This window comes from Mucilaginibacter sp. NFR10 (assembly GCF_900100445.1).
GTDB lineage: Bacteria > Bacteroidota > Bacteroidia > Sphingobacteriales > Sphingobacteriaceae > Mucilaginibacter > Mucilaginibacter rubeus.
In genome coordinates this window covers 445764-469428 of sequence record NZ_FMTV01000002.1, presented here as the reverse complement: position 1 = coordinate 469428, position 23665 = coordinate 445764, and the positions used below count along the sequence as shown (strand labels likewise).

Genomic DNA, 23665 nt, shown 5'->3' with positions numbered 1-23665 from the left:
GAAGTAAAGAGATATGAGGTTATTGAGCTGTAAGTACCCTTATCATATTATTAAAAGTATCAGCCACATAAACCTTCCCTACTCCTACAGACAGGCCATAAGGAACTGAGAAACTTGCCTTAGAACCCTCTCCATCGGCCAATCCCGAAAAACCTGTACCCGCAACTGTGGTAACCTGTCCAAAAGTATCAACAGCCCTGATAAAATGGTCTGAATCCCCTACATAAATGTTACCCTGATTGTCGGCGGTTATACTTACAGGTGCGTTAAAAGTAGCAGTATTACCAGCACCATCTGCCGAGCCTTTGATTCCGTTACCGGCCAATGTCGAAACAACGCCATCAGAAGTAATCTTCCTAATCATGTTATTGCCCAAATCTGTTACGTAGAGGTTACCCGACAAACCAATTACAATACCTGTAACCTGTGAAAAACTTGCTGCAGTTCCTGTTCCATTTGCTGAGCCACTTACACCCGAACCTGCAAACGTAGTCACAACACCGGCCGGAGTTATTTTACGGATCTTATAAACATCGGCAACAAATAAATTTCCACTTCCATCTACCGCTATTCCGGTTGGCGCACTGAAGCCTGCAGCTGTGCCTGCACCATCAACCCCGTTCGCCCCTCCCCCCGCCAATGTAGTAACAGCACCTGCCGAAGTTATTTTCCTGACCACTTTACCTGTACTTTCGGCTACATATAAGTTACCGTTCCCATCCAGTGTTATATCCTGAGGATTGTTAAAACTGGCAGCGGTACCAATACCGTCAGTGTCTCCCTGCGCACCACTCCCGGCAAAAGTAGTAACTACACCAGCCGGGGTTATTTTACGGATCAGGTTATTGCCAGCATCAGCTACATAGATATTGCCTGCTGCATCTGTGATCATACCGCTGGGCCTGTTAAAAGACGCTGTCGTTCCGGTGCCATCAGCTTTGCCCGGATTTATATTGCCTGCAAATGTGCTTACTACAACCTTTAGCGCCTGGGGAGCATTGTCATTATTTTTTTTTGAGCATGCGGAAACAGCAAGTAAAACTATTAGGCATGATATGGTCACTTTAAAAAAGGCTAATTGAGTTTTTTTCATAATGTAGTTTTAGATCGATGACCTCTTAATTGGTTTTATTGTAGATAAATGTAGTGAGCCAAATTAATTAAAATCAGGAAAGGCTAACCTGATTAAACACTAATATCACAACTGAAAATTTATTCATCTTTTAAACAAGATTACGAAGATAAACTGCTGTTTGTAACAGTGTAAAAAGTTTAATTTTTTTTATCGATCTTATAACGTTATATCAAATTTTCTTTCTACATTTAACTATTCATCTGTATCTATTAAAAAATGCGTAAAACTACGTACGCAAAACGGTGAAATCCCTGATTATTTTTTATAAAGCGTTGGTTATTTTTGGAGCATAATATGTTTCTGAACATCCGGAGGCATCTTTTAAAAACTTATACCTTGCTTATGAAATTATTCTACCATTTTCTTGTTTTGGTTGCGGCGTCTCTCATTTTGGTAGCTTGTGCCAATATGTTTTCCTCAACACCCGAAAAAAAAATCGATAAACCTGCGCAACGCAGCGGCATCTACTTAGGCAAAGATTCATTGTATAATTCAGAAATAAACACCCGGCTCACATTCTCGGATTCTTATTACTATGATGTTTTAAACCGGTATACAATCGGCAACCACCAGGCCTGGCACAAAATCAATAACAATTTATTTATTGCTGCAAATTACCTGGGCCTTAATCCAATCGAAAAATAATTTAGTTTAATAGTTAGTTAATTAGTTAGGAACAGTTGTAAACAGTCGCCGCAGAACGCTCCGACTGTTTTTTTATGATCAGAATTTGGGAAATGAACCCAGCCCGAAAAATATGGCGAATAAAGGGATAGCCAGCAAAAAGTATGCTTTTGCCAATTGCCTGTCATCGGCATTCCCTACTACAAATACATTATATAGATCGGCTTTCAGTGATTTAAGTTTCGCTTTCATGATAATAGATTTTAAGTAATTATAAACAGCTTAATTTCAAATACTTATTTAATTTACATAAATTAAGCTTGTTATTATTATGACTGTAGCTGCAGGTTTTGGTTTAAATGAAAATGCCCTTGATTTTTCAATCAAGGGCATCTGCGTGTATCTCAGTCAATTAAATTATTCCGGTTTATCCTCGCTCATCTCCGGATGATAATGCAAGCCCGGTGTAAGCCAGTGCAAAAGCATCACTCTTGAATACCTGAAATTAAACGGCGCTAAAATTACCGCTACCCCTAAAATAATAGTTACATACAACCAGGGGTTACTGCTACCTGTTAAAACGCTGATAGCAACTGCCAGTGTAACCATCTCGGCAACGTTAAGCGCATAACTGGCAAACATTGCTACATAAAAATAACCGGGTTCACGCTCATACACCAGGCCGCAGTGTGAACAGGTTTTATACATCTCCTGTCCTTTAAATTCATACATACCGGTGATAAATAAGTCTCCCCTCCTGCAACGCGGACATTTGGCGTTTACAAAGGCAGACCAGGCGGATAATTTATATTTAGGGGTTTCCATAACGTTATGATTTATTGTTTAAGGTTTTTTTTCTGAACTCTTCGGGGGTAATGCCCTCAATTTTTTTAAAGAACTTGGTAAAATAGGAGTTATCGCTAAAATTAAGGTTAAAAGCTATTTCACTTATATTAAGTCGCGGATTAGTTAATAGCCTTTTTGCTTCAAGCAAAGTACGGTTACGGATCACCTCTCCTGCCGATAGGCCAAGCACATCTTTACATACCGCATTTAAATGATTGGGGGTGATATAAAGCAGTTCTGCATAATCTTTAGGAAGCTTTACATCGATATAATGCTGTTCAATCAGCTTCTGAAAGTTACGGATCAGTGTTTGATTATAGCCCTGTTTGCCAAAGCTATCGCCTTTGCCCTGGCAACGATTTATCAGAATGAAAAGCTGAAGCATAAGCACCCTTACCATATCGCTGCCCAAAACTGCAGGCTTTTCAACTTCAGATACAATCCTTTCAAAAAGGGCAATGATTTCGGGTAACTGGTTGGCAGGTAAGTCAACTACTTCATCCTTTGGATTGCCGTTCAAAAAGTTAAAATTGTCAAAGTAGCCTGAGCGTAATAAAAACGACTGGATAAACGAGCTTGAGAAATTGATGATATAACCGTCAGTAAAACCTTCAAAAGCCCATGAATGCACCTGCCCGGGAATCATAAAGTAAATCTGCCCCGGCCTTACCTCAAAGCTTTCAAAGTCAATGGTATGTGATCCTCCGCCATCAGTAAACAATACCAGGTGGTAAAACGAGTGGCGGTGCGGGAAGAAAAGGTTTTTATGAGCATCCAAATAAGACGCAAACCTGCTGATCAGGATGTCATCCTGTTTAATATCATCGGCAAGTGTGCAAATATCAATTGTTGGAATACTTTGTAACATGACACAAAACTACACACAATAGCTTTGCCCTTAATGGTACTATTTTTATTTTGTATGGTACTAATCAACGATTGACATTTTTTTGATAAATCACGTCCATTTTTGGATGATATCTTCCAGCCGTTCAAAAGTAAAAGGTTTACTTACAAAATCTTTCATACCGGCCTGGGTGCATTCACGCTCATTTTCGCTAAGCACGTTGGCTGTCATGGCAATAATAGGCGGAGCGCCTTTACCATGCTTTGTTAATATATGGCGGGTAGCCTGTAAACCATCCATTTCGGGCATTTGAATGTCCATAAATATCAGATCGTAGTTACACTGCTCAACCATATTTACCGCGGCCAGTCCATTTTCGGCAATATCAATATTATAACCAACCTTTTTAAAAATCTTACTGGCTATTAACTGGTTCATTTTATTATCCTCGGCCAATAAAATGCGTAAAGGCCGGTACTGAAAAGCTTCCTTTTCATCCGGTTGCATCTCCGGTTCAATAATACCATAGGTAACATGTAAAGGCAAGGTAAAGCTAAACAATGAGCCCTGGGCTTCCTTACTTTCTACCCAGATTCTGCCGTGCATCATCTCCACAAGTTTTTTGCAAATGGATAAGCCCAGCCCCGTACCGCCATATTTGCGCAAAGCGGTAGTATTTACCTGTGAAAATGGTTTAAATAACTGTGCTAATGCCTCTTCACTTATGCCAATCCCGTCATCTTTGATGCTAAAGGTTATGTCCTGGACGTTGTTCCTGATCTCAGATGCCGTGACGCGTAAACTTACCGAACCTTCGTCGGTAAACTTAATGGCATTTCCGATCAAATTAACCAGGATTTGCTGAAGCCTGCCCTCATCTGCTATTACATAGTTTGCTACATTAGCATCAACATCATAAGTTAAGCTTAGGGGTTTGTGAAGAGATGTAATGGCCGGTTCGGTAATCTCAATAACTGTTTTTATACAGTTACGCAAATGCGTTGAAACCGGGTGAAGGACCAGTTTATCTGCTTCGATTTTTGAAATATCAAGAATATCACTGATGATGTTAATCAATAAATTACTGCTCGATTGTAAAGTTTGAAGCAGTTCCTGTTGCTCGGGCTGTAAATTGGTGCGGGATAGCAATTGAGCGGTACCGATGATACCATTAAGTGGTGTGCGAATTTCGTGGCTCATATTGGCCAGAAAATTCGATTTGGCAAACGTGGCCGCCTCAGCCTGGTCACGTGAGGCCGAAAGTTCAATTTGAGAAGCTTGTAACTCTTCACTCTTATGAATCAGGTCGCGCTTATCGGTTTCGTGGCTTTTTTTAATAAAACCTACCAGTAGCCCAACAGTCAATATGTTTACTACAGCCGAAGTGATGAGGTCAGATTCTTTTGATGCCGTGCTATCATAAGGCTGTACTAAACCAGGAAAATGTTTTTCAATAAAGTAGCATCCTAAAAATATAGCTATCAGCGCGCCAATAAAAATATAATGATATCGTTTTTTTACAAGCAGGGTTATAAGTACAATAAAAAAGACTCCCGAAAGCGTTGTTGATCCGGAGATACCGCCATTGTAAAACCAGCCCGGAATAATTGCAAACAGCCCTAAGCAAATGTAAATGAGGGTTGCATCCTCTTTATACTTTACGAACCTGCTCCTGTAAAAAGCCCAGCCCGACATCAGTATCACAAAAAGCTCAACAAGCTCAAGCTTATAACTTAAGCCTAAAAACAAATTGCAGATTAGCGAAAAAACGCTGCTGGCACAAATGAATAATGAGAGCGCATTAAACAGCTTATTCTCCAGCGACAAATCAGGCATCCCGTAGCCAATAATCCGCTTCAGCTTTTCCATTTAAAATAAAAAATTAATTAGAGAGAACTCTTTATACTCAAAAACAGGGAGTTCGGTTTAGTAAATAAACTATTTTTTAGGAAATATTTAAAACTTTAGTGTTTAAAAAAGTAAAAAACAGGATATTATTGTTTAATAATTAATTTAAAAAATCAATGTAATTATTAAGTAATCCAAAGTCAGTGATTGAAATGTTAATCAGGCAACTAAAAACAAACAGCGCAGCTTTCATTTAAAAAGCGCGCTGTTATATATAGTGAAATATAAATTAATATTTAATAAACACTGGCGATATTCAGCATTTCAATAGCTTCATTATCTAATTTCAAAGCGGCTGATTCAAAAAGATCAGTAAGTTGCTCCAAACTGGTGGCACTAACAATGGGTGCTGTAATACCAGGCCTTGCAATTAACCAGGCCAGTGCAATTGCCGACTGACTGGTTTGATACTGCCCGGCAAGGTCGTCCAGGACTTTTAATATTCTGTAGCCTCTTGGGTTAAGATATTTTTTGACCATACCGGCGCGGCTGCTTCCCTTCAGGTCGGCTTCCGAACGGTATTTGCCGCTTAAAAAACCGCTGGCCAACGAAAAATAACTGATCACCCCAAGGTTTTGCTCTTTAATGAAAGGCTCGTAAGTAGTTTCATATTTTTCCCTGTCGAACAGGTTATATTCGGGCTGAAGCGTTTGATAAGCTACCAGGCCTTTTTCAATACTCGTTTTGAGCGACTCATGCAACCGTTCGACAGACATATTGGAAGTTCCTATAGCCCTCACCTTACCGTCCTGCATAAGTTGATCATAAGCACGCAGGGTTTCTTCAACCGGGGTTGAGGGGTCATCGTAATGGGTTTGATACAAATCAATATAATCGGTTTGCAAGCGCTTTAATGAAGCCTCGGCCGATTTAATAATGTAATCCTTTTTAAGCCCTTTACTGCCCGAATCCATTTCGGCGCCTACTTTAGTGGCTATAACTACTTTATCGCGTTTGCCGCTTTGCTTAAGCCAGTTACCAATTTCGGTTTCCGATTCGCCGCCTTTATTGCCCTCGACCCAGCGCGAATAAACATCAGCGGTATCGATAGTGTTAAAACCGGCATCTACAAATGCATCCAATAAAAGGGCTGTATCTTTACCTTTAACAGTCCACCCAAACACATTTCCGCCAAAAACCAATGGCGCTGTTGATATGCCGGATGCTCCTAATTCACGATTTTTCATAATAATTTATTTAGGGTATTACAGGGATAAAGCGGCGTTAAGCGTATTTGTTTGTCAGTATAATGAAATAAAGGCTCAACCTGCGATGATGTTACAAAACGCACAAAACTTAACAAATTAGAGATTGAGAAGACATATCCTCAGCCAAAACTAAGTACATTTGCGCTTTGTTAACTTAATATAATGGCTAAAGTTTCTATCAACCTGGCAACAGGCTCATTGCAAAAAGAAGAAATCATTGTAGGAATTGATCTGGGTACCACTAACTCGCTGGTAGCGTTCATCAACCCTGATAAAAACCCGCAGGTAATTAATGATGCAGGCAAAGGTGTATTGGTGCCCTCTGTAGTTCATTTTGGTGATGCAGGCGATGTGCTGGTAGGTAATGAGGCAAAAGAATTCCTGATAACCGATCCGCAAAACACCATATTTTCGGTTAAACGCTTGCTTGGCCGCAGTTACCACGATATTGAAAACTACAAAGACTTTTTTAGCTATAAAGTAATTGACGACGATACCGAAAGCCTGGTTAAGATCAAAGTAGGCGATAAATTTTACACCCCTATCGAGCTATCGGCCCAGATATTGAAAGAACTTAAGGCACGCGCCGAACATGCCCTTAAAACCCCGGTTAACCGTGCTGTGATCACTGTTCCGGCATATTTTAATGATTCGCAGCGCCAGGCCACCCGTGATGCTGGTAAACTTGCAGGGCTTGATGTATTGCGGATAGTTAACGAACCTACCGCGGCAAGTTTGGCTTATGGGATAGGCCTCAACCCCGAAGAAACTAAAACTATAGCGGTTTATGACCTTGGAGGCGGTACGTTTGATGTATCCATACTGCAAATTCAAAACGGCATTTTTGAGGTATTATCTACCAATGGCGATACCTTTTTAGGTGGTGATGATTTTGACCGCATTATAGTTGATTACTGGATTGAGAAAAACCAGCTTAATAAAGCCGAAGTCCTTGCAAATAATGAGCTGGCCCAGCAACTACGCTTAAAGGCCGAAGAAGCTAAAAAAGCCTTCGCGCACCAAAGCCTGGTTAATGATAAAATCGGCGAGATCTGGTGTACGCTTGACCGCACTACTTTTGAAGAACTGATATTACCAAAAGTACAGCAAACCATCACCAGTTGCCGAAACGCACTTAAGGATGCTAAACTAACTATCGATCAGATTGATGAAGTGGTTATGGTTGGCGGCTCAACCCGTACGGCATTGGTTAAACGTATGGTTGCTGAGTTTTTTGGTCGCCCGGTGCATGATGATGTGAACCCTGATGAAGTAGTTGCTTTAGGCGCCGCCATACAGGCCGATATTTTAGCAGGCAACCGTAAAGATATTTTACTATTAGATGTTACCCCCCTGTCCTTAGGTATTGAAACTATGGGCGGCCTGATGGATGTGATCATCCCCCGAAATTCTAAAGTGCCAACCAAAGGCGGCAGGCAATATACGACATCAATAGACGGACAGGTAAACATGAAAATTGCCGTTTACCAGGGTGAGCGCGATCTGATCAAAGAAAACCGTAAACTCGCCGAGTTTGATTTAAAAGGCATCCCTTCCATGCCTGCAGGTTTCCCTAAAGTTGATATTAACTTTTTATTAAATGCCGACGGCATCCTAACCATACAGGCCATCGAACTACGTTCGGGCGTAAAGCAGGAGGTTGAAGTAAAACCAACCTATGGCATTACCGACGAACAGGTGGAACAAATGCTGATGGACAGCATTACCCACGCCAAAGATGATGTAAATCAGCGGATGCTTATTGAGGCGCGCACTGAAGGCGAACAAATGGTTTATACCGTTGAACGCTTCCTGCAAAAAAATGCTGATTATGTTTCGGTTACAGAAATTGCCGATACTACCAAACTTGTTCAGAAACTGAAAGAGGCCCTCACCAGCGGCGATAAAGACCTGATTTTAAAAACGATTGATGAGGTTAACGAGTTCACTCGTCCGTTTGCCGAACGCTTAATGGATCAGGCAATAAGTACAGCTATGAAGGGCAAAAGTATAGAATAGGCACAGATATTGCTCATTAAGTCAAAAATCTTAAAATTTGAAAAGGACAATTTCTGCTTTAGCCCTGTTTATTTTTATTGCCGTTGCTAATACGGCCTGTTCTACAACCCGCAAACATTTCCGCGATACGTCGGCAAGGTCATCCATGCTGGATACTTTAAAGTACGATTCGCTGATGAAAAAACTGGCCAACGGCGATAAAAGTGGTCGCTGGCCGGTAAAAACCAAAGAATATCCGCTTCCCGGAGCTATTTTACCATTTAACCGCATTGTAGCGTTTTATGGTAACCTCTATTCAAAAAACATGGGCGTGCTGGGCCAATACCCACGCAAAACCATGCTCAATAAATTAAAGGAAGAGGTAAAGAACTGGGAAAAGGCTGATACAGCTACTAACGTGGTACCGGCCTTACATTATATCTGCGTAACGGCCCAGGCTGATGCCGGCCGCAACGGCCTGCATAATCTGCGGATGCCTTTTAGCCAGATTGATACCGTGATTAGCTGGGCAAAAAGCATCAACGCACTTGTGTTTTTAGATATCCAGGTTGGCTTCAGCACAGTACAAACCGAATTGCCTTTATTAGAGAAATACATGAAGATGCCAAACGTTCATTTAGGCATCGACCCGGAATTTTCTATGAAGGAAGGCAGTGTGCCCGGCAAACGCATAGGTACCTTTGATGCCGATGATATTAACTACGTAACCGGCTACCTGGCCAAACTGGCAAAAAAGAATGACCTCCCACCTAAAATATTTGTTGTACACCGCTTTACCAAACGCATGGTAACCAACTACAAGGATATTAAATTACGTCCCGAAGTACAGGTGGTGATGGATATGGATGGCTGGGGTGGTCCGGAACTTAAAAAAGGCACTTACAAATATTTTATTTCAGAAGAGCCTGTACAGTTCACCGGCTTTAAACTTTTTTATAAAAACGACTTAAAGAACGAACCACACAGGATGCTTACGCCTAAGGAAGTGTTAAGTCTGAAGCCTGCCCCTATTTATATTCAGTACCAGTAGTGATGAACTATAAGACTTGCGAAGCTTAAAAACTTCGTAAGTTATAAGTTATTCAGTACCTGTAAAAGTTAACATTTTGGTTAAACTGGTTTCATATATTTAACCCATCTAAGCTTTATATATGAAACTTTTATTAAAGTACGTTTCTCTTTTTTCCTTTGTTATTTTAGGAAACTGTGCCTCTGCTCAAAACGGATTGCCCGCTGTTAACAATACATCTAACAAGCAAAACATGGACTTACAAATGGATCAACAGACGCCTCTCGCTATGTGGGACTTTTGGAGTGATCACAACAAGAGTACCAACAACCCAGCGTATACTTTCCTGGTAACGATGCGCAACGGATCTAAAAAAGAAGTTAAGTCCAGAATTTACGTAGATGCCTATGCACACAAAAGTTATCTGCTGTTTGTTGACCAGTCACTATCTAAAGCGGATACAAACAGGGAACAAGTGATATATCCGGAACAAACTATTGAAATAGCCCGAAACCTTACACCTCCATCAGCTGAAAAAAATGCCAATACTTTGGCCCCCAATTATTATGCAAGTATTGCTAAAGATAGCTGCTGGATGTTCAAGTTTATAAGCGGTCATATCAGTGCATACTCGCTTTTAAGCGAGCCTGAAGGAAAAATGTTCAATCCCAAATCCATCGTTGCCATTCAGCTTAACAATGGGCCAATTGTGCAATACAGCGAAGAAAATCTTAGGGCAATGGTTGGCGACGATCTTGATGCCATTGAAAGCATCCAATGGAAAAATTATCTTCAGGCCATAAAAAGGTATAACCGGAATAGTGGAAAAATCAACAAAAAATAATAGTGCTTTAGTATTAACACAACTATAAAAAAGAAAGGCCCCGGTTTCCCGGGGATTTTCTTTTTAACTTATTTTCCTAATGCTTCCTGTTCTTTCAGGGCTGCGATATTATTGCTATTGCTGAAGTTTTCAGTCTGATTAGCAAAATCCTCAAGGATAGCTGCAATAGTATCCAGGTTTTCGGATACGCGCTGGTGCATATCGGGCAGGTCCTTTTCAAGGCGTTTATCACCAAGTTCGATATTATCAACTTCTATTTTAGTTAACTTAGCAATAATAGCCTGCTGGCTGTTTTTCAAGTCTTCCAGTTCATGGACAATTTTTTCCATCAGTCCAAATTTCTTTAACTTATCCATAATGTGTGGTTTTAAGTATCACTTTACATTTTAACCACACCAATAAAAAATTGTTTCAGATTTGGATTTAACACCCATAACTAATAACTTAGTTTAACTAAATAATTAGTTATGAAAAATCTATTTATAACCCTATTCCTTATCCTATCAGTATCGCAATTATGCGCTCAGCAAGCCGCTAATGATTCGCTCCTGCTTGATTATTATCAAAACCAGCGTTTTGCCGACGCAGCAGATTACCTCAAAAAAATATATCCCGAGCCTGTTACCGACATAAAAGTATTGGCTAAACTGGCCTACACCTCCAAAATGGCCTCCCGCCTGCCCGATGCTGAAAACTATTATCAACGTATTTACGCTACTGATACCACCAGCCTAACTAACTTGTATAACATGAGTGAGATCATTAAAAGGCGCGGTAATAATAAAAAAGCGATCGTGTTTGTAAAGAAGATCCTGTTGAAAGATACCACCAACTTTGATGTGTATAAGCAACTGGCAGACCTGTCGCAAAATTTAGGCGATATAGAGGGGAGCATTGTATATCTGCAAAAAGCCAATAAGATCAATCCGCTTAATCCTGATGTGGCATATGACCTGTCGTCCTTCTTCATCAACCTAAAACTATATAGCAATGCTGAAAATATTATCGACAAAGCGCTTGTTGCCGATACTTCCAATTTGCTGCTCCTGAAAGGCAAGGCCCAGGCCTCGTACGCATTAAAAAGGTATCCGGTAACTATCGCCATTACCAAAAAACTAATAGACGCGGGCGAGCAGGCCGGCAGTATTGTATCCATGCTGGCCACTTCTTATTACATGACCGGCAATTATCCGGATTGTATTAAAACTTTCAAAACATTGGAGGACGGCAATACCGGCACCGAAGCTTCATATTATTATACAGCCATGAGCTACAAAGCCCTGCACAACAACTCAAAAGCGATAACTTACCTGGATAAGGCCATTGAAGAGGCCATATCTACAGGGGTGAGCTCCTATTGCAGTGAAAAAGGTGATTCGTACGACAGGCTACACCAGCTTAGAAATGCAGTTCAAGCTTACCAGAAAAGCTTGCTTTATAAACCGGACCCTATTACCTATTATGCCCTTGCAACCCTGTATGATACCGAACTGAAGAATAAGGCAACAGCTATTAAGTACTATAAAAAGTACCTGGCAAGCAAGCCAAAAGAGTCACAAAAAACTTATATCGCTTACTCCAAACAGCGCATTAAATCATTAGGGATTTAGCGTTGCATCAAGCGGGCAACGTATTTGCCTATGATATCGAACTCAAGGTTAACCTGGCTGCCAACTTGCACATTGTGCAGGTTGGTATGCTCAAATGTATAAGGAATAATTGCTACAGAAAAGCTGTTGGCGTGCGAATTAACCACGGTTAGGCTGATACCGTTCACACAAATGGATCCTTTCTCTACGGTTACGTTGCCGCTTGCTGCATCATATTCAAAGGTATATTCCCAACTGCCGTCAAGTTCTTTAAACGCGGTGCAAACAGCCACCTGGTCAACATGGCCCTGAACAATGTGGCCATCGAGCCGGGCATTCATTTGCATGCAGCGTTCCAGGTTTACCGGGTCGCCAACTTTGAGCTGGGAAAGATTGGTTTTATTTAAGGTTTCCTCAATCGCGGTTACCACGTGCAAGCCATCGGCTAAAGCCACCACAGTAAGGCATACACCATTGTGCGCTACCGATTGATCGATCTTGAGCTCGTGCGATATAGCCGATTCTACTGTAATATTAAGGTTGCCTTTTTCCCGCTGCAGATCGGTGATCTTCCCTAAAGTTTCTATAATTCCTGTAAACATATGCTTCCCGGCCCGTTGAAAGGGGCTATTTTGATTGGCTCAAAGCTAAAATATTTTGCACTATGGTTTGTCAGCAGTAAATGAAATTATTTGAAACTTGAGAACAGGTCTTTACGCTTATTGCGAAGATCTTTGCCACCCTCCAATACCGATTTCAGATTGGCCAGATAAAATGTCCAGCCAAGTTGGCATTGCACATAAAGGTTTTTTTCGGGGTCTGCTTCCTCGGGGATGTTTTCCTGCACCAGTTCAACAATAACAACGCCCAGTTTAGCAGTGATAGATACACTCACTATACTACCGCCTGTAAAAGTAAATTTTATGAAATCGGCACCGTTGGCTTCCAGCACCTGCCCGTTTTCGGAAATGGTATCATCAAACCCATGCCAATGCCAGGTATAAGTATCCTCTTTTTTTATAAATTCCTGCGGTTCACGCTGACGGCCTGCTATGGCAAAAAAATCGGCTTTACGCAAAAACCAGGTTTCCAGGCCTTCGGGAGTAGCCCAGGCTTCATACATGCTGCGTACGTCCGTATCAACATCAGCAGTTACTTTAAATTTGCTCCATCTGTTGTCTGCCATAATAATTGTATATCGGTTTGGGGCGTTTGTATCAAAAATAACAATTATAATTAAGCCTTTCATTAACTTGCCTTTAAATCTTAAACATGCCAAAGCAAAGCGCAGGGATCTTATTATACCGTAAAGCAGCGAAGGGTTTACAGGTATTTCTTGTACATCCGGGGGGGCCGTTTTTTAAAAACAAGGACGAAGGCTCATGGTCGGTACCCAAAGGTGAATATCTTCCCGACGAAGATCCCCTCATGGCGGCAAAGCGTGAATTTCAGGAAGAAACCGGGCATGAAATAACCGGGGATTTTATTGCGTTGAACGCTATCAAACAAAAAGGGGGTAAAACGGTACTGGCCTGGGCTGTTGAAGGCAGTATTGATCCGGGAAATATCAAAAGCAATACATTTGAAATAGAATGGCCGCCTCGCTCAGGAAAAAAACAAACTTTTGATGAAATTGATCGTGCCGAATGGTTTGATATGGCGACAGCAAAAATAAAGATCAACCCTGCTCAGGCAGCTTTGATAGATGAACTGGCCGCGATCAACAATTATTAAATCTGCTTCCTGTTCTTGATCCAGTTGCTTGAGTTAGCTACCTCCACCGGGGCTGCAATTGAAACCCTTTTTTTGCTCAAGAGCTGTTCCATTACTATTGCTGCTACTATAGCTTCATCCTCGCGACTTTCGCGCAGCACCTCGGGCGAAAAATATTTTTTTACAAAATGGGTATCAAAATTACCAGAGGTAAAAGCTTCGTGCTGCATTACAAAACGGCCGAAACCGAGGGTGGTAGTAATACCGGTGATCTGATATTCATCTATAGCCCTTATCATCCGCTCAATTGCTTCAGCGCGGGTATCCGCAAAGGTTATCAGCTTGGCTATCATCGGGTCGTAATAAATGGGAATCTCCATGCCTTGCTCAAACCCATCGTCTACCCGTACACCGGGCCCTTTGGGCGTTATATAAGTTTGCAGCGTACCAATATCTGGCAGGAAATTATTAGCCGGATCTTCGGCATAAACACGCAGTTCGACGGCATGACCATGAATTTTCAGATCTTCCTGTTTAAAACTGATAGCCCCGCCCCTTGCAATTTTAATTTGCTCCTTTACAAGGTCAATACCGGTTATCAGTTCCGTAACAGGGTGCTCAACCTGTAAACGGGTATTCATTTCCAGGAAATAAAAATTCAAACCTTCATCCATGATAAACTCAACCGTACCCGCTCCTGTATAATTTACAGACCGGGCTACATCAACCGCACAACGCCCCATCTTTTCCCTGATTTCAGGCGTTAATATTGCCGATGGAGCTTCTTCAACTACTTTTTGATGGCGGCGCTGTACCGAGCAGTCACGCTCAAACAGGTGCACGATATTACCATGCGTATCGCCAAGTACCTGGATCTCGATGTGTTTGGGGGATGATACATAGCGCTCAATGAAAACAGAGCCGTCGCCAAAAGCTGATGTAGCTTCAGATACCGCTAACTGCATCTGCTCTTCAAAGTCTGCCGGGCTTTCAACAATGCGCATCCCTTTACCCCCGCCCCCCGCAGCCGCTTTGATCAATATTGGAAAACCTACCTCAATAGCCCGCTTCTTAGCTTCGTTAACATCAGTAATGGCTTCCTCCGTTCCGGGGACCATCGGGATATTATACCTGAGTGCCGCAGCTTTGGCCGATAACTTGTTACCCATTACTTCCATGGCCTCGGGAGAAGGGCCAATAAGAATAAGTCCCGAATCCTTAACCAGCCTGGCAAAACCGGCATTTTCGCTCAAAAAACCATATCCCGGGTGGATACCTTCGGCCCCGGTTTGCTTACATGCAGCTATGATCTTTTCTCCAATAAGATAGGATTGACTGGATGGAGCTTCCCCGATATTTACAGCCTCATCGGCATAGCGCACGTGCAGGGCGTCCCGATCAGCATGTGAGTAAACCGCAACGGTTTTAATACCCATTTCGCGCGCCGAGCGCATAATTCGTAAAGCTATTTCACCACGGTTGGCAACCAGTATTTTCTGCATAAAACAAATGTAATTGATTTACACAAAAAGATACTACATACCCAATGCTTATAAAACGATTGAAATATTATTTGGGTGCCCACCTGTAGGTTTTACGGGAGCACTTATAACAGATATATTTTTTAAAGGGTAAACCCAACAATAAAAATTTGGCAAGGCTGCTCCGTTTGATACGGCTCAACCGGCTTTTGCAATTCCGGCAAAATAAATCGCTGGAATTTGTTGAGACATTAGCTTGCTCCTGTGGCTTAATCCGAAACTCAGCAGTCATTTATTAATTATGATAATATTAAAGGTTACAATAATCAGTCCCCGGTTTCATAAATCAACATTGCAAATTTGATCATAAATCAACCAGCAATTCCTAAATAAAACCAACGAATCTTTATCGTGTATAAAGATCGTTACCAAGCATGAATTTTTCATGAATACAGTTTGAAGCTATCTGTCAAAAAGGATAAATATTCAATAGTTAAATACAAAATCCTTAACCTAATTTTTACTTGCAGGTAAACACAGCTGATAATAACCCCTATAAAACAAAAATGCCCCTGGGATCACCAAAGGCATTTAATTATACTAATACGCTTGTTAATTATGGCTTAGTTGGCGCAGGGTTGCCCGGGGCAGGACCAGCAGGCGGCGGACCAGGCTGACCACCCGGACCTTTTCCGTCAGGTACCATAACCTCAGGATGAGCTGTACCACGGTGACAGGTATTGCAGTTAACACCACTTTGCATAATCATGCCTAAAGAATCCTTTTTGGCATGAAAATACTTCTGATTAATTTTGTTCATCATTTTATACATATCGCGCGCCATTGCTTTTTCAGGCTTGGCATCGCTTGCCCAATCCATCTTTTTAGTTTCTTCATTACGGGCATGGCAAAAGTTGCAATGTACACCTAATGAATGTTCCCAATCTTCCATAACCTTGTGCAGGTTCTCGCCCGAAATGTTTTTAGGCAAAACCTTAAGATTTTTAAAACCTTCGTCCTGTGGTTTAATGTTGGTCATGGCGCCAAACACTACTATGGATAGCAGACCGAGTGTAACTAATAATTTTTTGTTAACAGGCATAATTGTCATGTTTAAGTCATCTAAATTAAATCATTGGTTTTAATGTTGCAACATTTTTAAGCAAATGATTGAATTATTCACGGTAACTTCATTATTACAGAAGCATGTTTCCCGATAGTTAACCTGGCCGGACTACGCATTGCTGCCGACATTGTTAAGAAACTAAGTATTTTAGGAATAGCTTAAGGTTCCTCCACGAGTTTAAATTTGCTCACAAAATTGCTTGTCGTTTAAACAGCAAGTCGTCGTGTTTCGCCCCTCTGGGGGCAAAGGGCATTCTATAACTTTACGAGCTACAAGCCTTTTGCACCTTTGGTGCATCTGTCCTTGGGCAATTAATACATGTTTAATAAATTGTAAAATCCCCCAGAGGGGGAACAGGTTTGTAGAAATTGATTAAAGCAGAGAAAGGGAACACTAAATTACTTTTGCATTACCATTACACCATTCATGAGCAGGGTGCTACCGCCATCGGCAACAATGTTATATACTCTTTGTACACCGCCCGCGTGTTCTGTTTTTTGCAGTACGGTGAAAGTTTCATATTTGCCGGTTAGCTCGTTCAGGCAAAGTACTTCCTGGCCGGTAGCTACCTCTCCTATTTTTATATTGCCCTGTTTGGTTAACATAGGGTGATTAGGTGTTGCCTGTAACACTTTACTATTCAGTTTTACCTGCCTGCCTTCGGCCGTGTTTTTTGTTTGGGCCGATACCAGTACCAGTTGCGTTAAAGCGTAGTTTTTGGCCTCATGTATGGTAAGCTCTTTTACTTTTACAGCTGCACTTTTTTTAGTCAACGGATCAACCGTTATTACCTCATCGCCACTTTTCACAGCTTTCAACATTTTTTTATCGCCATTGGCCATGGTAACCAGTTCTTCGCCAGGAAAACAGATATCATTGCCATAGGTAGCTGCCTCTTCCTTCAGATCCTTACCCGCGTTAAGTGCCTTATATTGTTGAAAGCTAACTTCCTTTGACAGCACGTACGACAGCTTCAGGATAAAGTTCTGCTCCACTTTGTTGATATTATCAATATCCTGAAAATACTGCTCCCAAACTTTAGCATCGGCAGTAAAATCGGGCACGAGGGCTTTGTAAAGCTTGCCTTTTTCGTTGGTATAAAACACCATCAGACCTATTTCCTGCATACCTTCTTTGGCAACCAGTTTATACAGGTCGATACGTTTTTTCAAGCCGTCGGCCCCGGTTATAAAATAAGGCTTACGGTTTTCATAACGGTCAAGTACGTAGGTATTTTCAAATTTAACGTAGGTGTCATTATCCAAATTAGCAATCGCGAATGATTGCGCCTTTTTATACTCATCCATAGTAAGCGGACGAGGGTTTACAGTTTGCGCCTGGGCAAAATACAATGAAGAGCTCAGTAATAGTGTTAATGTTAGTTTGTGCACTTTGTTTTAGAGATTAGAGGTTGGAGATTAGTGATTAGGGAATGGTCAGAAATTGAAAGTTAGGGTTATTTGTATAAAACTATTGAAACCTAACCTCCAATCTCTAACCTCCAATCACTTAAGATAACTGTTTAAACGCATCGGCAAAGGCTTCCATTTCGTCCATGCGGCCAATACTTACGCGGCACCAGTCTTTGCCGTTAAATTGCCAGTTACGAATGCCTACGCCGCGCTTCATCATTTCGCCGACAAATTTTTTGCCGTCCATTTTCAGCGGGAACATGACAAAGTTTGCCGATGAGGGGATGTATTCATATCCTTCTTTTTTAAGCACCGAGTACAGGTACTCCTTAGAAGCATTTGTTTTTTCCAGGGTTTCTTTCAGAAATGCTTCTTCGCGATAACCCGCTATGGCGGCGGCGAGTGTAGTTGCGCTAATACTCCAGGCCTGGGTAGTATATTTTTCAAATGTTTTGATGGTATCCGGCTGCGATATAATATACCCGAGCCTTAAGCCGGCAAAGCCATAAAGTTTTGAAAAGGTACGTGCAACTATCACATTATTACCCGATTTGACAGAACTTATCATACTTGCAGCCTTCGGATCAGGCAGGTAATCTATATAAGCCTCATCGACAAAAACGGTTGTTTTTTTTGACACCCGCTCGCAAAAGGCCTTTAACTTTTCGGTATCAACCACAGTAGCGGTTGGGTTATTGGGATTGCATATATAAACTAAACCGGTATTGTCATCAACCTTTGCTTCCATGGCGTCCAGGTCGAGTTTATAATCGACGGTCAGCGGCACTTTTACCCACTTTCCCTCAAGCGCCTGGGCCCTGCCTGGCAGGTCATCATATGAAGGGTCGCCGGTGATTACGCTTTTACCACCCTTAGTAAAATGCATGGCAGCCGCAAGTAAAAGCGGGGTTGAGCCTGCATCCATCAGTATATTATTTGAGTTTACGCCTTCGTACGCAGCAATTTTCCCATAAATCTGGGACAGCTGCATAAAAGGGTACTGATAACTTTTATCAATAGCATCCTGAATGGCTTTTTTAACAGTAGCCGATGGACCAAACGGATTCTCGTTAGCAAGGAGCCTTGCTTTTAATTCAAAGCCTGCATTGGTAATAGCTTCCTGGTCGGTTAGGCCGCGGGTTAAGGGTTTAAATACACGGGCCGGCATGGCTGCCAGCTTACCAATTGTTCCTGAAAAAAGGGCCAGTCCCCCGGCCATAAATGCGCTGGATTTGATCCAGTTTCTGCGGTTAATTGTACTTGACATGGTGGTGGTATTTAATGTTTTTTTAACGTCGTTTTATTTTTGAACCGGGTATTGGGTACGCTGGTTGGTAACCCTTGCATGTACAGCGGCAACCGTGCTCCTGGCCGATTCAAAGGCACCGGCCATCCAGGCATTAAGGTATGTCAAATGCTCACCTGCAAAATATACCTGCTTATCGGGCTTTAACAGTACCGGGTATTGTGTTTTGCGGGTTTCTGTGGTATAAACCGCCCATCCGCCTAAATTATATTTTGTTTTATGCCAGCTTACCGAAAACGAGCTTTCAAACTCCTTGTCATATTGCGGGTGAATCAGCCTGCCTTTTTCCAGCGCGAACTTCTCCCTTTCGGCGTAGCCTAAAGCGCCGATCTTTTGCGCTTTTTCGTTAAAGTTGTAATATCCAATCAAGATACCCTTTTTTCCTAAATAATCATAGGATGGATAAAAAATCTGCGTTAAATCATTGTTAGTGTGCGTTATACCCCCGTATATATGTTCATCCTCCTCCCAAAACCTGCGTTTAAACTGCAGGCCAATCTTCCCGGTTTGGTTATAGCTGATATAATCAATAGCACGACTAACATCACCGCTGAAATTATTGCTGATATTGCTTAGTACCGGCAGCGGAATAGTGCAAATACACAGGTCGCCGTTTAAGGTATGCTCCCCTGTAGCGTCTTTATAAGTTATCTTAACACCATCAGGTACATTATTAATGGCAGTAACCTCCGCCCCCGTTTTTATTGACGGCGCCACTTTCTTTTCCAACGCTTTAGCTATCTGATCCATCCCACCCACGGCCTGAAACATGGTCATCTGCAGTTCGTAGGTATATTCGGCCACATTATAAAAATCGGGATCCATCAAACCTGAATGCAGCAGATCGGCCAGCTTATGCGGATCAGCAACTTTACCGGGCTTGTCGCCGGCTCCCGGCGTTTCGACATAACCCCGGCGTGCCGAAGCTTTGTACAGTTTATCAACATCCAATCCACCTTCGGCTTGCAGGTATTCGATGATCTTTTCGCCATCCTCTTTGGTAAAGCTGCTATCGAGACTACCGTGGTCAATGCTTTTAGCCAGCATTTCGGTCATGTATCCACGGATATCATTATGCACCTCCCTAACCTTTATCTTTTTGTTGGATAAAGGGCCTTTGCCTTCGGCAAAGTAATAAGCGCCTTCATTTACATTGTTATAAACCTGAATAGGCACCCCCAGCTCTTTACAGTAATGCAGCGTAAGCTCATGGTTGTGTGGTATGCGCGATGGGCCGGCATTGAAATATTGGCCGGCATCAAAACGGGCTGTAGCCGCAGGCTTATCAATTTCGGTATTGGTACTGCCGTTACGAATACTAAAGCAGCGACCGCCGGTGCGTTGCCGCGCCTCCAAAATGGTACATTGATAGCCGAGCTTACCAAGCTCATAGGCACAGGTCATGCCGGCTAACCCGGCCCCTAAAATAATAATGTGTTTGCCTTTGCCGCTGCCCTCAAGATTGAAAGCATGTGCTGGCGATGGTTTCAATAAGCCAAGGGCAAGCATAGCGGGATAAGCACCGCCAGCCAACATGGCACCTTTACTTAAAAAGTCCCTGCGGGTAATAGTTTTCAATAAGCGCGTATTTATGTTTTACAATCAACTCTGGTTTAAATATAGTTTTTTGTTTGCTTTTATGTTAAGCGTAAAACAACTTTTGTTACAGCTTTTATAAAATTAACAACGTTGTTTTGATGACCGGGGAATTTATGTTAAGATATGGTTGATGTTTTTGTCTGAACTCGAATTTTAGTCTGAATCAGAATTTTCAGAATTAATGAATTAACAAAATAACAGGCAAATTCAATAAATTATAACAATTGGTCTAACTCGGGTTCAGACAATTTCAAAGTAACATCCTGCCAATCCATTAATCCTAAAAATCATGGTTCAGATTAAGGGCGTTGCCTGCGGCCGGGCTTTCCGCTCATACGCCTGCAGGCCTTACGCTCATTGGCTGGTATCCGCTCCTCTCCCTAACGCATTTGTCTGAATCAGAATTTTCAGAATTATAAAATTTTCAGAATTGGTAATTTTCATGGAAGTAGCATTCAGTTAATTCTTAAATCTGTTAATTCTGATTAAGACAAGATTCTGTAAATTCTAAAATCCTGTTAATTCTGATTCGGACAACCTCCTAATCACTGATCTCCAATCACTAACCTCTCCTCCCAAACGTTAAATTCTGTTAAAAAGTTAAAATAAATTTGCATTACTACGAATAGTTCGTAGATTTACGAAACAATCGTAAAAACAATGGAAAAACTATCGCAACAAGAGGAAGAAGCAATGCAAGCGGTGTGGCAATCGGGCCCGGGATTTATCAAGGATTTTTTAGATCAGCTGGCCGAACCTAAGCCACCCTACACCACCCTTGCCTCGACCATAAAAAACCTGGAACGCAAAGGATTTTTGAAAAGCGAAAAATTAGGCAACTCGTTCCGCTACCTGCCCCTGATACAAGAAGAGGAATATAAAAAGCGCTTTATGAGCGGTTTTGTAAGCGACTATTTTCAAAACTCCTATAAAGACCTGGTGACGTTTTTTGCCAACGAAAAAAAGATCAGCGCTACCGACCTGAAAGAGATCATTAAACTCATTGAAAAACAATAAACCTTACAACCATGCCGGCAACATTTGTTTTTTTACTGAAAGTGAACATAGCCCTGCTATTGTTTTGCGCGGGCTATTACCTGGTGCTAAGGCCCCTCACCTTTTATACGCTTAACCGGATCTATTTGCTTGCAGCCATCCTGTTTGCCAGTATTTATCCACAGATCAATTTTTCGGCTTTTGTGCAGCGGCATGAGGAGCTGGCCAAACCTATGGAGCAGATAGCCATTAACTGGCAGTCGCCGGCTCAACTGGTGAACCAGCCGGTTCAAACATTTGATTACTGGTACTGGCTGAGCATTATTTTCTGGACGGGTGCCGGCTTGCTGCTCATCCGCCTGGCCTTACAGCTTTTTTCCCTTTTACGATTGTATAAAAACTCCAAACCTCAATACATAGGCGACCATTTAGTTAGGGTGATGGACAAAGACTCCGCCCCGTTTTCCTTTTGGCGAAGCATTTATGTAAACCCCGCCAAACATGAACCCGCCGATCTGAAATCAATCCTGCTGCATGAGCAGGTACACGTAAACCAGTGGCATACTGCCGATATTTTGTTAGCCGAGCTCAGCAGCATTTTCTACTGGTTTAACCCGGGCATCTGGCTTATTAAGCGGGCGGTAAGGGAAAACATCGAGTTTATTACTGATCGAAAGATCCTCAAAAACGGTATCGACAGTAAAGCATACCAATACAGTTTGGTTAATGTAAGCTTTAACAACAACCAACCCGGCATTGTAAACCATTTCAATATTTCAACTATAAAAAAACGGATAATCATGATGAACGCGAAAAGATCGTCGAAACTTAACCTCACCCGCTACGCTTTTGTAGTGCCGGCCGTTATGGCCCTGTTGCTGGTATTCAGCATTTCAAAAGCTGACTTTGCCAAACCGGTGAGGATCACCCTTGCCGCCGCGGTACAACCACTGGCCAGGATCATTAACATCAATGCAGACGAAATTCCATCTGCAAAACCGGTAAAAGCAGGTAAACCAATCCACAAAACACCTGCTGCAAAACCAATGGTTACACCGGCGGCCGTGCCTCAACCCTCACTTACACCATTAATAGCTATCGCGCCAATGGCCGCCAAACCGGATACTAATAAAGAGCTAAAGATATCTTTTGCATTCATTAAAAAAGATTCTTTGGTATTTGTGATAAATGGCGTGGTATCTACCAGTAAAACCCTCGATCCGACAAAAATCGAGAACATGTATATACTTACCGGCGATAACGCCCGAAAGTTTGTAAAAATTGATGATGACAAACCTGTTAAAGTTGCTTACATAATTACTAAAGACGCTCCTAATAAGGACGAGCTCGAAAAAGATGTACCCAACATTACTTTTAAAAAGGTTAACACCAACCTAAGCGGCTATACTGTGCTAAATGACAATGACAATATTAACATAGTAACTGTTGGTCCGGTTAGTAAAAGTGGTGGTAAAACTTACAGCAATGTAAAAACTTACATTTCAAAAAACACTACCAGCTCATCAAGCGGAACTGGCAGTAGCAGCATAACCATAAACGGCGTAAAAGCTAAACCAACGGCCCTTTCATACAGCATAAAATCCGATGATGACGCGATAGTGGCAAATGGAGGCGATGTGGTTGTTACCGGCTACGGCAAAAAAGCAAACGTTAAGGCGTTAAACGTAAACGGAATGAGCATTATGACTAATGGCGATAAAGACCCATTAATTGTAATAGACGGTAAAACAAGTTCCACAGAAGCCTTTAAGAAACTTAATCCCGACAAAATAGAAAGCATTTCGATATTGAAAGGCGATGACAGTACGAAAAAATACGGCGATAAAGCCAAAGACGGTGTAGTAGTGATTACCACCCGTAAAAAGTAAAGTAATTGGTTGATTAAGTTGGATTAGGTGAGTAGTTTTATTTCGATAAGATAAGATCAGTTAATATTTAATAGAAATAACCACTCTCTTAAGCAACTTTAAACATAATCAACC

22 protein-coding genes are annotated in these 23665 nt (G+C 41.8%); 8 read left to right on the top strand and 14 right to left on the bottom strand.

What is annotated here, in order from left to right; translation table 11 throughout:
• Window positions 1–19: 19 nt before the first annotated feature.
• On the bottom strand, window positions 20–1093 hold the full coding sequence (locus BLP33_RS09850; RefSeq protein ID WP_090527029.1) for an NHL repeat-containing protein: 1074 nt from the start codon (window positions 1091–1093) through the stop codon (window positions 20–22).
• 384 nt (window positions 1094–1477) lie between these two features.
• Between BLP33_RS09850 and BLP33_RS09845 the strand changes: the two genes are divergently transcribed.
• A complete protein-coding gene (locus tag BLP33_RS09845; protein ID WP_139159968.1) occupies window positions 1478–1780 on the top strand; it encodes a hypothetical protein in 303 nt (100 codons plus the stop codon).
• A 78-nt stretch (window positions 1781–1858) separates the two neighbouring features.
• Here the strand turns inward: BLP33_RS09845 and BLP33_RS27435 are convergent, their stop codons facing one another.
• From BLP33_RS27435 to BLP33_RS09825, 5 genes are all read right to left on the bottom strand, one after another.
• Window positions 1859–2011, bottom strand: a complete 153-nt coding sequence (locus BLP33_RS27435) for a hypothetical protein (RefSeq protein ID WP_167516102.1) — start codon at window positions 2009–2011, stop codon at window positions 1859–1861.
• A 165-nt stretch (window positions 2012–2176) separates the two neighbouring features.
• The gene (locus tag BLP33_RS09840; protein ID WP_090527025.1) at window positions 2177–2584 is read right to left on the bottom strand and encodes a DUF983 domain-containing protein; all 408 of its coding nucleotides are present in this window, start codon (window positions 2582–2584) and stop codon (window positions 2177–2179) included.
• A 4-nt stretch (window positions 2585–2588) separates the two neighbouring features.
• On the bottom strand, window positions 2589–3473 hold the full coding sequence (locus BLP33_RS09835; protein WP_090527023.1) for a helix-turn-helix domain-containing protein: 885 nt from the start codon (window positions 3471–3473) through the stop codon (window positions 2589–2591).
• Between the two features lie 90 nt (window positions 3474–3563).
• Window positions 3564–5321, bottom strand: a complete 1758-nt coding sequence (locus BLP33_RS09830; protein WP_090527021.1) for an ATP-binding protein — start codon at window positions 5319–5321, stop codon at window positions 3564–3566.
• Between the two features lie 275 nt (window positions 5322–5596).
• On the bottom strand, window positions 5597–6547 hold the full coding sequence (locus BLP33_RS09825) for an aldo/keto reductase (protein ID WP_090527019.1): 951 nt from the start codon (window positions 6545–6547) through the stop codon (window positions 5597–5599).
• Window positions 6548–6730: 183 nt separating this feature from the next.
• Here BLP33_RS09825 and hscA point away from each other — a divergent pair, with 183 nt between their 5' ends.
• From hscA to BLP33_RS09810, 3 genes are all read left to right on the top strand, one after another.
• Window positions 6731–8587, top strand: a complete 1857-nt coding sequence (gene hscA / locus BLP33_RS09820) for a Fe-S protein assembly chaperone HscA (RefSeq protein WP_090527017.1) — start codon at window positions 6731–6733, stop codon at window positions 8585–8587.
• 37 nt (window positions 8588–8624) lie between these two features.
• Window positions 8625–9617, top strand: coding sequence for a hypothetical protein (locus BLP33_RS09815; protein ID WP_090527015.1), 993 nt, complete (start codon window positions 8625–8627; stop codon window positions 9615–9617).
• Window positions 9618–9738: 121 nt separating this feature from the next.
• A complete protein-coding gene (locus BLP33_RS09810) occupies window positions 9739–10440 on the top strand; it encodes a hypothetical protein (RefSeq protein WP_090527012.1) in 702 nt (233 codons plus the stop codon).
• A gap of 68 nt (window positions 10441–10508) precedes the next feature.
• Here the strand turns inward: BLP33_RS09810 and BLP33_RS09805 are convergent, their stop codons facing one another.
• Window positions 10509–10796, bottom strand: a complete 288-nt coding sequence (locus BLP33_RS09805; protein WP_090527010.1) for a hypothetical protein — start codon at window positions 10794–10796, stop codon at window positions 10509–10511.
• A gap of 111 nt (window positions 10797–10907) precedes the next feature.
• On the opposite strand from BLP33_RS09805, the gene BLP33_RS09800 reads away from it, so the two are divergent.
• Window positions 10908–12050 carry a tetratricopeptide repeat protein gene (locus BLP33_RS09800; protein WP_090527008.1) on the top strand — a complete coding sequence of 381 codons (1143 nt, stop codon included), beginning with the start codon at window positions 10908–10910 and terminating at the stop codon, window positions 12048–12050.
• On the opposite strand, the gene BLP33_RS09795 is transcribed toward BLP33_RS09800, so the two are convergent.
• On the bottom strand, window positions 12047–12631 hold the full coding sequence (locus BLP33_RS09795) for a riboflavin synthase (RefSeq protein ID WP_090527006.1): 585 nt from the start codon (window positions 12629–12631) through the stop codon (window positions 12047–12049). The two genes, BLP33_RS09800 and BLP33_RS09795, sit on opposite strands and share 4 nt — an antisense overlap.
• 86 nt (window positions 12632–12717) lie before the next feature.
• Window positions 12718–13215, bottom strand: coding sequence for an SRPBCC family protein (locus BLP33_RS09790; RefSeq protein ID WP_175489979.1), 498 nt, complete (start codon window positions 13213–13215; stop codon window positions 12718–12720).
• Between the two features lie 86 nt (window positions 13216–13301).
• Between BLP33_RS09790 and BLP33_RS09785 the strand changes: the two genes are divergently transcribed.
• The gene (locus BLP33_RS09785; RefSeq protein WP_090527004.1) at window positions 13302–13763 is read left to right on the top strand and encodes an NUDIX hydrolase; all 462 of its coding nucleotides are present in this window, start codon (window positions 13302–13304) and stop codon (window positions 13761–13763) included.
• Here BLP33_RS09785 and accC read toward each other — a convergent pair.
• The 5 genes from accC to BLP33_RS09755 all read right to left on the bottom strand — a co-directional run bounded on the left by accC (window position 13760) and on the right by BLP33_RS09755 (window position 20645).
• Window positions 13760–15244 (bottom strand): acetyl-CoA carboxylase biotin carboxylase subunit, encoded by a 1485-nt coding sequence (accC, locus tag BLP33_RS09780; RefSeq protein WP_090527002.1) that lies wholly within the window; start codon window positions 15242–15244, stop codon window positions 13760–13762. The two genes, BLP33_RS09785 and accC, sit on opposite strands and share 4 nt — an antisense overlap.
• Window positions 15245–15839: 595 nt before the next feature.
• Complete coding sequence (locus tag BLP33_RS09770; RefSeq protein ID WP_090527645.1) at window positions 15840–16325, bottom strand: c-type cytochrome; 486 nt, start codon at window positions 16323–16325, stop codon at window positions 15840–15842.
• A gap of 422 nt (window positions 16326–16747) precedes the next feature.
• Window positions 16748–17740: a Hint domain-containing protein gene (locus tag BLP33_RS09765; RefSeq protein WP_139159967.1), complete on the bottom strand. Its 993-nt coding sequence runs from the start codon at window positions 17738–17740 to the stop codon at window positions 16748–16750.
• A gap of 118 nt (window positions 17741–17858) precedes the next feature.
• Window positions 17859–19028 carry a pyridoxal phosphate-dependent aminotransferase gene (locus BLP33_RS09760; protein ID WP_090526997.1) on the bottom strand — a complete coding sequence of 390 codons (1170 nt, stop codon included), beginning with the start codon at window positions 19026–19028 and terminating at the stop codon, window positions 17859–17861.
• A 33-nt stretch (window positions 19029–19061) separates the two neighbouring features.
• A complete protein-coding gene (locus BLP33_RS09755; RefSeq protein WP_217633152.1) occupies window positions 19062–20645 on the bottom strand; it encodes a flavin monoamine oxidase family protein in 1584 nt (527 codons plus the stop codon).
• A gap of 681 nt (window positions 20646–21326) precedes the next feature.
• Between BLP33_RS09755 and BLP33_RS09750 the strand changes: the two genes are divergently transcribed.
• Together BLP33_RS09750 and BLP33_RS09745 are read left to right on the top strand one after the other, a co-directional pair.
• Window positions 21327–21683: a BlaI/MecI/CopY family transcriptional regulator gene (locus tag BLP33_RS09750; protein ID WP_090526995.1), complete on the top strand. Its 357-nt coding sequence runs from the start codon at window positions 21327–21329 to the stop codon at window positions 21681–21683.
• A gap of 11 nt (window positions 21684–21694) precedes the next feature.
• The gene (locus BLP33_RS09745; protein ID WP_090526993.1) at window positions 21695–23551 is read left to right on the top strand and encodes a M56 family metallopeptidase; all 1857 of its coding nucleotides are present in this window, start codon (window positions 21695–21697) and stop codon (window positions 23549–23551) included.
• Window positions 23552–23665 lie beyond the last annotated feature (114 nt).

What these genes read in the sequence shown, in the direction of transcription:
- BLP33_RS09785 (WP_090527004.1), top strand. Translation starts at nt 13,302, where the DNA reads ATGCCAAAGCAAAGCGCAGGGATCTTATTATACCGTAAAGCAGCGAAG.
- BLP33_RS09840 (WP_090527025.1), bottom strand. Translation starts at nt 2,584, where the DNA reads ATGGAAACCCCTAAATATAAATTATCCGCCTGGTCTGCCTTTGTAAAC.
- hscA (WP_090527017.1), top strand. Translation starts at nt 6,731, where the DNA reads ATGGCTAAAGTTTCTATCAACCTGGCAACAGGCTCATTGCAAAAAGAA.
- BLP33_RS09770 (WP_090527645.1), bottom strand. Translation starts at nt 16,325, where the DNA reads ATGCCTGTTAACAAAAAATTATTAGTTACACTCGGTCTGCTATCCATA.
- BLP33_RS09830 (WP_090527021.1), bottom strand. Translation starts at nt 5,321, where the DNA reads ATGGAAAAGCTGAAGCGGATTATTGGCTACGGGATGCCTGATTTGTCG.
- BLP33_RS09760 (WP_090526997.1), bottom strand. Translation starts at nt 19,028, where the DNA reads ATGTCAAGTACAATTAACCGCAGAAACTGGATCAAATCCAGCGCATTT.
- BLP33_RS09795 (WP_090527006.1), bottom strand. Translation starts at nt 12,631, where the DNA reads ATGTTTACAGGAATTATAGAAACTTTAGGGAAGATCACCGATCTGCAG.
- BLP33_RS09800 (WP_090527008.1), top strand. Translation starts at nt 10,908, where the DNA reads ATGAAAAATCTATTTATAACCCTATTCCTTATCCTATCAGTATCGCAA.
- BLP33_RS09790 (WP_175489979.1), bottom strand. Translation starts at nt 13,215, where the DNA reads ATGGCAGACAACAGATGGAGCAAATTTAAAGTAACTGCTGATGTTGAT.
- BLP33_RS09850 (WP_090527029.1), bottom strand. Translation starts at nt 1,093, where the DNA reads ATGAAAAAAACTCAATTAGCCTTTTTTAAAGTGACCATATCATGCCTA.
- BLP33_RS09810 (WP_090527012.1), top strand. Translation starts at nt 9,739, where the DNA reads ATGAAACTTTTATTAAAGTACGTTTCTCTTTTTTCCTTTGTTATTTTA.
- BLP33_RS09825 (WP_090527019.1), bottom strand. Translation starts at nt 6,547, where the DNA reads ATGAAAAATCGTGAATTAGGAGCATCCGGCATATCAACAGCGCCATTG.
- BLP33_RS09745 (WP_090526993.1), top strand. Translation starts at nt 21,695, where the DNA reads ATGCCGGCAACATTTGTTTTTTTACTGAAAGTGAACATAGCCCTGCTA.
- BLP33_RS27435 (WP_167516102.1), bottom strand. Translation starts at nt 2,011, where the DNA reads ATGAAAGCGAAACTTAAATCACTGAAAGCCGATCTATATAATGTATTT.
- accC (WP_090527002.1), bottom strand. Translation starts at nt 15,244, where the DNA reads ATGCAGAAAATACTGGTTGCCAACCGTGGTGAAATAGCTTTACGAATT.
- BLP33_RS09835 (WP_090527023.1), bottom strand. Translation starts at nt 3,473, where the DNA reads ATGTTACAAAGTATTCCAACAATTGATATTTGCACACTTGCCGATGAT.
- BLP33_RS09750 (WP_090526995.1), top strand. Translation starts at nt 21,327, where the DNA reads ATGGAAAAACTATCGCAACAAGAGGAAGAAGCAATGCAAGCGGTGTGG.
- BLP33_RS09845 (WP_139159968.1), top strand. Translation starts at nt 1,478, where the DNA reads ATGAAATTATTCTACCATTTTCTTGTTTTGGTTGCGGCGTCTCTCATT.
- BLP33_RS09805 (WP_090527010.1), bottom strand. Translation starts at nt 10,796, where the DNA reads ATGGATAAGTTAAAGAAATTTGGACTGATGGAAAAAATTGTCCATGAA.